Source organism: Moorena sp. SIO4G3 (assembly GCF_010692305.1).
GTDB lineage: Bacteria > Cyanobacteriota > Cyanobacteriia > Cyanobacteriales > Coleofasciculaceae > Moorena > Moorena producens_A.
In genome coordinates this window covers 1-9,312 of the sequence record NZ_JAAHIG010000345.1, presented here as the reverse complement: position 1 = coordinate 9,312, position 9,312 = coordinate 1, and the positions used below count along the sequence as shown (strand labels likewise).

The following is a 9,312-nucleotide window of genomic DNA, read 5'->3' as shown; positions in this document are numbered from 1 at the left end:
TGGGCAGTGCACCAGACAGATAATGAAGCTTGCAAAGCGCGTTGCTAGGCACTGTCCACCCTACCATTAATGACTAGCTAATAACTAGCTAATAACTCAAGTCTGTTAAAACGGACTAGGGATAAAGGGTTGGAGTAGGTTGAAACCGACCTTAGCTATCAGCTGTGGTCTTAAATCTATGGCAGGTTTGATAGCAAAGCCCAAGATTGTTGAGTAAACCAGTATTCAAAGACAGACTACGCCAGACTCAAACCTCATCTTTATATGCCCAAAAGCCGGGATGCGTGGGGATTGGTCAATAACATCTAAATCGGTAGCTCCTGAGTAGTTTGTAGCTACCTAATAATTAAAGTAGCAATGGATAAGCTAATGGGAATTTTTAAGCAACGTCAGCAGCCAAAAGAAACCAATGCTCAAAGTGCTAATTTTTACTACTTTAGAGGAATTAGCCATGTACTGGTGGGCAGATTTCAAGCAGCCATTCTAGAATTGAATGAAGCGATTGAGATTGACCCCAACCATGCTGCTGCCTATGACAACCGTGGAATGTGCCTTCGAGAATTAGGGAAGCATCAAGAAGCCTTAGCAAATTTCCAAAAATCTGCGGAAATTTATCAAAAAAAGGGTAAAACGGAAGATTATCACAAGATAATAGCCAAAATTCACGACCTTCACTTACGGTGATCAACTCAAGCCTGTGTAGTGAATGGTATAGGGCTAGGGGCAATGGCATTGGCAAGAGGCAAGAGGCAAAAGTTAACTACAGGTGCGCTTTCCGGTTCAGGACTGATACAAAACTGGGCACTAAACTATACAAGTAGTAGGGTACGTTAATAACGCACCATACAGATAGGGTCACTACAGAATTACTGAATTGTTACTCTTGCCTTTTTCATAAATTTTTACAAAGCGCCTGATTAAGTAATGGGTTGTTCAAAGACTATGCAGGATTGGCGAGGCTCGCCAAGGGCATCTATTGATTAACTCATTTAACAATCATTTGTCAATTGTTATTGGTCTTTTTTTATTTTTCCAAAGTTAATTGGAAATTGAATAATGACCAATGTTCGATTATTAATTGATACAAAAGCACCCAGTCATGCAACTTGGTAAAATTCTGCTTCGTAAACGACTTATTTCTCATATTCAACTCAATACAGCCCTTGAAATTCAGTCTTTAACTGGTATCAAATTAGGAGAAATTTTGGTAACTAAAGAATTGATTGAATCTCAGGATTTGGAGCAAGCACTGTTGGAACAATATTGGCGTAAAAAGGGTTTTTGGGTGATTGATTAGTCCCCCTGGGCAAAATTCAAAATTCAAAATTCAAAATTCTTCTGGTTTTTGATAGCTTGGAATGGGATATTGGGATTGGGTGCATCTCAATGTATGAAATTAGGCAGAAATTCTAATAAAACTCCCAAACTCCTCACACTAGCTACACTCTCTTAATTGCCTTTCCCCCAACTGGTCCTGAGAGGATATCTGAAAAGTTTTTTGATACTGAATTTTGCCCCCCTAGCCCCCCAATTCTGGGGGGAACAAGAATCAATTTGTTGGTAAAAGTCCCCCAAAATTGGGGGATTTAGGGGGCTTTAATGTAGCAAATGAGACTTCTCAGACAACCTCTGATGGTAGCGATATCATTGCCAAAGCTCAACAGGGAAAAGGTGGTGAAATCACCATTGATGCCGAAGATGTCCGTCTGATTGAGGAGCGCGAAGCCATGGAGGGAAATCGCACTAATGATATCGATGCTAGTTCTAAGTCTGGTCCAGGAATAGTTACCATCAACACCGGCAATCTTGACCCCTCTCGGGGATTAGATCAACTACCAATTAATTTAACTGACCCATCATCACTGATAGTTGCTAGCTGTCCGAGAAGTGGGAAAATCTCAGTCGATGAACTTGGTGAATTTATTGTTACTGGACGCGGTGGCATTCCGCCCAGTCCCCTCGACCCGATTATCGGTCGAACCATTATTGCTGATTGGGTGACTCTAGATGATGAAACCGTTACTGAAATTGATAACAATGACAGTAACCCTCCCGATACTTTTTAGCTACCAAAATCTACCAAAGTAGATTCTAGCTCACTAATGCAAGTTGCTCTCGCAACCAGGGGGTATCTCCCAAAGCATGGCCGTAGGCCACGCTGCGCGAACGGAGAAATATTCCCCGAGCGCCGTTGATATCACGATCCATAGATCGGCCATCAACTTTTGACTTTATTATCTTGCTTCCACCAATATTGAGTAGCTCACCTGTCCAGCTGACAGTCTTGCTAGTGTAAGCTTCACAGACGTCTACCACTACTTTCCCAGTTTCATTAGCTTTATGTTTTAAGAATTCCTTGAAACGATAGTGGGAAAATGTCAGTAAATTTCGAACAGTTTTAGATCTGATCTTTCTGTTCTTTTTTCTTGACATCTGGGATGTTTCAAAAGTGGGAAGTAGGATTACATCAAAATGATCGACTAGGAACTTAGCAGCCTTATGATGAAGCTCGTCTATTAGATTCTGGATCCTGGCAATCATTCGTCTAGCTGCTTTCTTAATCCTACGCTTTTGTCCACCTTTTGGTTTGCTTATCTTGGATAATAACTGGTCGAGGTGTTGGCATAATCGCTGGATGCGAGAAAAATCTCCGTTCCCAATTTTCCCTATAGATGTCTCACTAAAGAAAGTTAAAAAAGTCCTAACTCCAGGGTCTATAGCTACTACTCTACCTTGGTTCTCGGCAATCGTTTTAGCAACCTTGTGAGGGACTGTTAAGTAATACTCTCCATTCTTACTAACTAGTCGGCAGTCGCAGATATCTGTGGGCAAAACCTCAGAATAAATTAAGTTTCCTAGTTTTGTGTGGTATATCCCCGCCTCTGAAACTGCTGATTTCGGGATATAGCAAGATTGAACAGGATTTTTCCTTGATCTAAATCTTACTCGGTTAATCTGAAAGGTTTTCTTGTATTTTTTCTTGGCCTCCCTGACAGCGGTGCAAGCGTCCTTTATCGCTATAGATTTGATTTGATAAGGTACTTCTTTGCACCACTCGGGTAGGTCATTCAAGATGTCAGTCTTGATTGCTTTCCAGTTGGCTTTGACCTCGCCACCTTGTAGGATTTTTACTGTTTTATTGAAGACATAACGGGATACTCCAAACCACTTACGGACAAGCGTTCGCGTAGCGTGGCCTACGGCCAATCGCTGCTCAGGTTTTAGGAACAGACGAATCTTCTTTGATTTTTTGACCGTATTTTCTGAGTCCGTGGACCCGGCAGGAGAAGACGTGAATGATTGAGAGAAGATCTGCGGTAAGCTCTGATTCTGGGCAACTTTCAGGTTGGTCGAGAACCAAGATTTTTCCACCGTTGAGACTGACCGGAGATGAAACCTTAGAGTAGTGCAGCCTTACTACAAAACCAAGACCCTATGCTGCATAATTTACCAACTATAAAGGCTGCACTACTCTTACGGTAACTTCTAACCAAGTACTCAATGAGTTCAAACCCAAATCGGGTAAGTCTGTCTCTACAGGCAACAACAATCGTGAGCTTATCTCCGCACACAATTCGTTCCAGTATGGTTCTAAGACCTTTCCTTTTGTAGTTGAGGCCGGAACCGATGTCTTTGATGATCTCTGCTTCTGGGAACAAGGAATGCAGATAGGCGACTTGACGAGCGAGATCGTCTCGTTGCTTTGTACTACTGACTCGGCAGTAACAAATGGTGCAGGATTTTGATCTGTTAGACCTTGGATCTTTTCCAAAACGGCAAAGATCTCCTGAGTCAAAGAGTCTAGTTCCCCCAGGGGTTCGCTCGCATTTGAGAGTGCCATTGTCTGCGTATTTCCTCAGAGTGTTTGGAGAGAGTCCCGTAAGTTCGACCGCCTTACGGATTGGGACAAGTGCCATCCCTAAAATCTAACACTCTTTGGTAAATAGTGTAAATTATTGTTAGATTTCGGTCAACTATTAACATCCTCCACCGAACAGAATTCTGTGCCACAGAAGTCTCAGCGCAAACGGATTGTAGAAGCTCAAGGCTGGATGACGGGTCCCGATGGTAGGATTATTCTCACCTCTTTCCCTACCGATACCACTAGCCCACCCAAGCCTTGGTATCACTATTTCTCTTGCCGGGATTTATAGGGAACGGGAATCGGGAATCGGAACCCACCCCTAACCCCTCCCAGGAGGGGAACGGGAATCGGGAATCGGAACCCACCCCTAACCCCCTTTTAGGTGTATGATTTTAAGATTTATGCAGAAGACAGAGAAAATGAGGGAGAAAAACAACCCATAGGTAAAGGCATTTGTTGAATGACAGATGCCAGAATACGTAAAAAACCTCGTCGAAAACAACTTAAAGACAAAGGTTGTTGAGAGTGGGTCGAAAATTGCAACGGTAAGGCATTGAGGCCATCGTCGTCAGTTTCAACCGATAAACTACTCCCAGATAAACTAGTGTCAGTTAATCCTCCGACGCCAACCAACCAAATAGTCGCCACAGCAATAGCGTTACCATTGTCTTTCGGCACGTTTGGGGTCAGTCATTTTGGTGTGATGACTACCTTTACCACCACGCTTAATGTCTTTGAACAAGCATTCAATCCAGCTACGCATACTATACCAGTAGATTTGAGCCTGTTGTGGACGTCATACCGTTAACATTAACCAAGGGTCAGCATAACCGTGATCCCAGCGAGCTAAGAGAGTGCCATCGACACAGTTGGTTCGGAAACATCTGACTCGACCACTCCAATGCTGACCAACCTCAGTGATTAGCCCAGACAGAGGTAAAAACGATGGGGGTTGGTCACCCAAAACCTGGGATGGTTGGTAATATCCTTGAGCATTAATCCGCATCAAAGGATGCCAGCCATTAGCCACAATCCCTTGATAAAACCATTTAGCATACAAGCCTCGGTCTGTGGTGACGATCACAAACCAATCATCCGGGATCCCCTGTTTGACCTGCTTTAACAGCTGATGCCAGTAAGGTTGCCAACTCCCTTTTTCGGTTGCACCCACAATTTTCCAAGCTACAGGTATTCCACAGCCACGGTAGACCACACTAATTACCAAGACTGTAAAACGCTTACCCAATGTGGATGCATCTGCAGCCAGCACTAGGCTTTTTTCCTCGGATGACCACCAACTTAATATCCACAGCAATAAGAATGCATTGCTTTCACTGACTTCTATTTCCTGTCGCTTTCTGCCATATTTCTGACTTTTTTCCTTGTACCATTGCCTTAATTGCTCTCTAACATTGTTTTCTGATCGATGTTGGATTTCTGCTAAAAATACGGCTACTGTTGATAATCCACAACTTTGAGTGATGGCAATACCAAAGCTCCACATTGCTAATCCCACTGCCTGAGATTTGCTCAGATGAGGCATATTCCTCATCACTACTCTGAACCATTCTTGATACCCTTTCGGAGCCTGTGTGATCATCGATTACAGTCCAATGGTGTACTAAGGTTTTTAGTCCTTTTTTCCTCTTTTGTTAAAATCATACACCTGAAAGCCCCTAACCCCTCCCAGGAGGGGAACGGGAATCGGGAATCGGAACCCACCCCTAACCCCTCCCAGGAGGGGAACGGGAATCGGGAATCGGAACCCACCCCTAACCCCTCCCAGGAGGGGAACGGGAATCGGGAATAAGCAAGAACTGATAGAATTACCCTAACGCGATGCGACCTAGGAGCCGCTAAAAGCGAACGCAAAAAATAACTTGAACTGAATATGGGTGCAGGAAAGCGATTGCTCACCCTGACCGGAGGCTGGGCTACAGCAATGTCGCTCACTCTGGGTGGGGTAACTGTAGGTATTTCGGGAAACTGTCTTTTGGCCGACTATGCCTTGGCTGACATAGTTCCGGATCAGACATTGGGTGCAGAAGGGTCTGTGGTGATACCTAATACCACTGTCCGAGGAGAAATAGCCGATAAGATCGAAGGTGGTGCAACACGAGGGGCTAACCTATTTCACAGTTTCCAAGAATTTAATGTAGGAGAACTGCAACGGGTTTATTTTGCTAATCCTTCTGGGATCGACAATATACTAACCCGGGTAACCGGTAGTAATATATCCAATATTCTAGGCACTTTGGGAGTAGATGGTGCAGCAAATCTGTTTTTGCTCAATCCCAATGGTATTGTGTTTGGACCGAACGCCAGATTAGATGTAGCTGGTTCCTTTTTTGCGTCTACTGCCAATAGTCTGGTATTTGGTGATGGGGTCGAGTTTAGTGCCACATCCCCACAAGCCCCACCACTGTTAACGATTAATATTACTCCAGGATTGCAGTATGGGAAATATGACCCGAGGACAACAATTACAAATGCTGGGAATTTAGCTGCTGGAAAAGACTTGACCCTAGCCGCTGGCAATCTGGATTTACAGGGTCAACTGGATGCTGGTCGGAATTTGACTCTGTTGGCAGAAGATACAGTCAACATCACCGATAGTGTAGCGCAACCCTTTGTGGCCAATGCCGGTGGTTTGCTGGTAATCCAGGGTAATCAGTCAATTACTATTGCAGCAAAGAACCATGTCCTAAGTGGTTTATTTGCTGGTTCCGATTTACGGTTGCGATCGCATAATCCGATCACAGGAGATACTAACTATACCGTTGGCGGAAATATCATCATTGAGCAGTTGGATGGTAACCCAGGGAATTTCATCAGTCCCAATGATCCGATTATTCTGGCCAATGGGGATGTCAGGTTAGGAAACTATACCGGAGCATCACTCCATATTTTGGCAGGAGGTAGTGTAACGGTTGGTGACATCGAAATTAACTCTACCGATACCGGAGATAATACGATTAGCCCTAGTAACTCCAATCCGTTCTTGGCGAGTCTGGCTAATTTGACCTTGTCGGACGAAGCGAGAACCTCTGTAGTTATTGATGGCAGTAAGCGACCTACCTTAGATATCCGTGCTGGTATAGATTGGACATTACTCGGCGGTTTTCCAGGAAATACCGATAGTGGTAACCTAGCCCCTAACTTTAGCACTGCTGCTACTAGTGCGGATATCGAAATTGGCAAGATTGATATTAAAGCAGCGAATGGACTGGTATTGTTAACCAATCAGTATCAAGCTAACCCATCCTTAGTGAGTGAAACCCTTAAAATTAGTTCCCTTCTGACTGGTGATGGTACCGTAGCCAAAGTAGTCAATGATAAGTTTGAGGTAGATCAGAGTAACAAGAGGTTTTCAGGGAATGGTGGGGAGGTCTTGATTGATTATCGCGGGGGGATTGACATAAGCGATCGCATTGAGGCTTCTTCCGCTTCTGGGCAAGCAGGGGATATTACCTTAATTACAAATGGTCAAATATCCCTTGACAAAAGTTTCATTATTAGCAACACCTTTGGCAACAAAAAGGGTGGGGATATTACTATCGATACTGGCTCCCTCTATGCCAAAAATGGTGCTCAGATCGAAACCAGTACCTTTGGTAAAGCAGATGCCGGGACAATTACCATTGTTGCTGATGATACAGTCACCTTTGAGCGATTCGTAAACAAATCATCAAATAATACGGATATATCTAATCGAGCAACCGGTCTAGTCAATATTATCAGAGAAGGTGCTGAAGGTAACAGTGGTGGTATTTTTATTAACACAGGTTCCTTGTTTCTAATTGATGGTGCTCAACTGCAAGTCAGAGTTGGAGATCGACAGACCGATGCCGAATCTAATGATAAATCCGTTGGTAACTCGGGGGATATTAAAATTGTTGCCCGTGATCAAGTTTCCTTTCGCACCAAGAATCAAGAGAGTAGTGGTACTGCTATAACTAGTATCGAGAACAAAGGTGAAGGTAAAGCTGGCAACATCAGGATCGAGGCTAGGTCGGTTTCGTTAACTAATGGTTCGCTCCAATCCAACACTCAAGGGCAAGGGAATGCCGGTTCGGTAACGATTATTGCTACAGAAACAGTCACCTTCGACAGAGGCCCTAACTCTATCCTAAGTAGGGTTAACAAAGAGGGAAATGGCAATGGCGGCAAGGTCTTGATAGAAACTGGGTCACTTTTCCTTACCAATGGTGGTGCCATTATGTCTCAGACAGAAGGGAAAGGAGATGGGGGTAAGGTCACAATTAAGGCACGGGATCAGGTCATCGTTAATGGGGTAAGGATGATAGATCGCAAGCTTTGCAAGGTTCCTATATGTCCTAGTGGTGTATTTAGTCGTGTGTTAGAAACAGCAAGGGGTGATGGTATTAAGCAGATAAAAGGTGGAGACATAAAAATCTATACTAATCAGCTCATACTGCGAGATGGCGGCAAGATTTCTGCTGAGGCTTTTAAAAATAAGGATTTGCAAAACCTCAGGGGTGGTGACATTGAAATTAACACCGAATTTCTGATTGCCTTTCCCGCAACTCCTCCTGATGGTAGCGATATCCTTACCAAAGCTCCAACGGGTCAAGGGGGTGATATCACTATCAATGCCTTAAGTATTTTGGGTGATATTAAAGAGCGCAAAGCCTTCCCAGACGATGAAAAAAATGATATCGATGCCAGTGGTAGAGATGATGGTAATGTAACTTTCAACATCAGGTATGACCCTCTGGAGCGCGAACCAAACAGCTTACCCACAGAAGCAGGCAATGCTGAATTTTACCAGCGCTGTCAACCGGGTAATAGCACTAGCAGTAGGTTGATCAATACTGGACGTGGCGGCTTACCCCCTCGCCCAGGTGAAATCAGCAGCAATAGCCATTGGGAAGACATACGCCGTCCCTCTGCCCGTGGGCGTTATCGCTCCCGTACGGCATTCGTGAATTCCCCCGTTAAGCCCCCCACTACCCCTAAGCGAAAACGGATTATAGAAGCTCAAGGCATCATGATTGATGCTGATGGGAATATCTTTCTGACCGCTAATCCAACTACAGTGACACCGGATGGGTCTTGGCGGCTGTCTGGAAAGTGTGGGGAAATGTAGTGTGGAGATGGGGAGGTAGGGAGATGGGGAGATGGGGAGATGGGGAGGTAGGGAGGTAGGGAGATGGGGAGATGGGGAGATGGGGAGATGGGGAGGTAGGGAGATGGGGAGAATTGAGATAAATTCAATTTACGGAACTCCGATTCCCGATTCCCGATTCCCGATTCCCGATTCCCGATTCCCGATTCCCGATTCCCGATTCCCGATTCCCTACTCCCTACTCCCTACTCCCTACTCCCTACTCCCCACACCCCACACCCTACTCCCTACTCCCTACTCCCTAGAGTTTAGTAATAATAAGGATTTTCCGGTTCAGGAATTTTCTTAATCCCACTGG

11 protein-coding genes are annotated in these 9,312 nt (G+C 44.6%); 6 read left to right on the top strand and 5 right to left on the bottom strand.

Features of this window, described 5'->3' with window-relative positions; genetic code table 11:
• The first annotated feature begins 357 nt into the window (after nucleotides 1-357).
• The 3 genes from F6J99_RS35910 to F6J99_RS35900 all read left to right on the top strand — a co-directional run bounded on the left by F6J99_RS35910 (nucleotide 358) and on the right by F6J99_RS35900 (nucleotide 2,066).
• Entirely contained in the window at nucleotides 358-684 is a 327-nt protein-coding gene (locus tag F6J99_RS35910; protein WP_293120366.1) for a tetratricopeptide repeat protein, read from the top strand.
• 415 nt (nucleotides 685-1,099) lie between these two features.
• On the top strand, nucleotides 1,100-1,297 hold the full coding sequence (locus tag F6J99_RS35905; protein WP_293120364.1) for a hypothetical protein: 198 nt from the start codon (nucleotides 1,100-1,102) through the stop codon (nucleotides 1,295-1,297).
• A 280-nt stretch (nucleotides 1,298-1,577) separates the two neighbouring features.
• Entirely contained in the window at nucleotides 1,578-2,066 is a 489-nt protein-coding gene (locus F6J99_RS35900; RefSeq protein ID WP_293120362.1) for a hypothetical protein, read from the top strand.
• Nucleotides 2,067-2,091: 25 nt separating this feature from the next.
• Here the strand turns inward: F6J99_RS35900 and F6J99_RS35895 are convergent, their stop codons facing one another.
• Together F6J99_RS35895 and F6J99_RS35890 are read right to left on the bottom strand one after the other, a co-directional pair.
• The gene (locus F6J99_RS35895) at nucleotides 2,092-3,372 is read right to left on the bottom strand and encodes a transposase (RefSeq protein WP_293120360.1); all 1,281 of its coding nucleotides are present in this window, start codon (nucleotides 3,370-3,372) and stop codon (nucleotides 2,092-2,094) included.
• A gap of 26 nt (nucleotides 3,373-3,398) precedes the next feature.
• A complete protein-coding gene (locus F6J99_RS35890; RefSeq protein ID WP_083305039.1) occupies nucleotides 3,399-3,917 on the bottom strand; it encodes an IS607 family transposase in 519 nt (172 codons plus the stop codon).
• Nucleotides 3,918-4,004: 87 nt separating this feature from the next.
• Here F6J99_RS35890 and F6J99_RS35885 point away from each other — a divergent pair, with 87 nt between their 5' ends.
• Entirely contained in the window at nucleotides 4,005-4,154 is a 150-nt protein-coding gene (locus F6J99_RS35885; RefSeq protein WP_293120358.1) for a hypothetical protein, read from the top strand.
• 110 nt (nucleotides 4,155-4,264) lie between these two features.
• Here the strand turns inward: F6J99_RS35885 and F6J99_RS35880 are convergent, their stop codons facing one another.
• The 3 genes from F6J99_RS35880 to F6J99_RS35870 all read right to left on the bottom strand — a co-directional run bounded on the left by F6J99_RS35880 (nucleotide 4,265) and on the right by F6J99_RS35870 (nucleotide 5,737).
• Nucleotides 4,265-4,543 carry a hypothetical protein gene (locus F6J99_RS35880; RefSeq protein WP_293120356.1) on the bottom strand — a complete coding sequence of 93 codons (279 nt, stop codon included), beginning with the start codon at nucleotides 4,541-4,543 and terminating at the stop codon, nucleotides 4,265-4,267.
• Between the two features lie 118 nt (nucleotides 4,544-4,661).
• Nucleotides 4,662-5,465, bottom strand: coding sequence for a hypothetical protein (locus F6J99_RS35875; RefSeq protein ID WP_293120354.1), 804 nt, complete (start codon nucleotides 5,463-5,465; stop codon nucleotides 4,662-4,664).
• Complete coding sequence (locus tag F6J99_RS35870; RefSeq protein ID WP_293120352.1) at nucleotides 5,462-5,737, bottom strand: hypothetical protein; 276 nt, start codon at nucleotides 5,735-5,737, stop codon at nucleotides 5,462-5,464. The genes F6J99_RS35875 and F6J99_RS35870 overlap by 4 nt, the downstream gene beginning before the upstream one ends.
• A gap of 19 nt (nucleotides 5,738-5,756) precedes the next feature.
• Between F6J99_RS35870 and F6J99_RS35865 the strand changes: the two genes are divergently transcribed.
• Both F6J99_RS35865 and F6J99_RS35860 read left to right on the top strand, forming a co-directional pair.
• Complete coding sequence (locus F6J99_RS35865) at nucleotides 5,757-8,975, top strand: filamentous hemagglutinin N-terminal domain-containing protein (protein ID WP_293120350.1); 3,219 nt, start codon at nucleotides 5,757-5,759, stop codon at nucleotides 8,973-8,975.
• Nucleotides 8,976-9,006: 31 nt separating this feature from the next.
• On the top strand, nucleotides 9,007-9,303 hold the full coding sequence (locus tag F6J99_RS35860) for a hypothetical protein (protein WP_293120348.1): 297 nt from the start codon (nucleotides 9,007-9,009) through the stop codon (nucleotides 9,301-9,303).
• Nucleotides 9,304-9,312 lie beyond the last annotated feature (9 nt).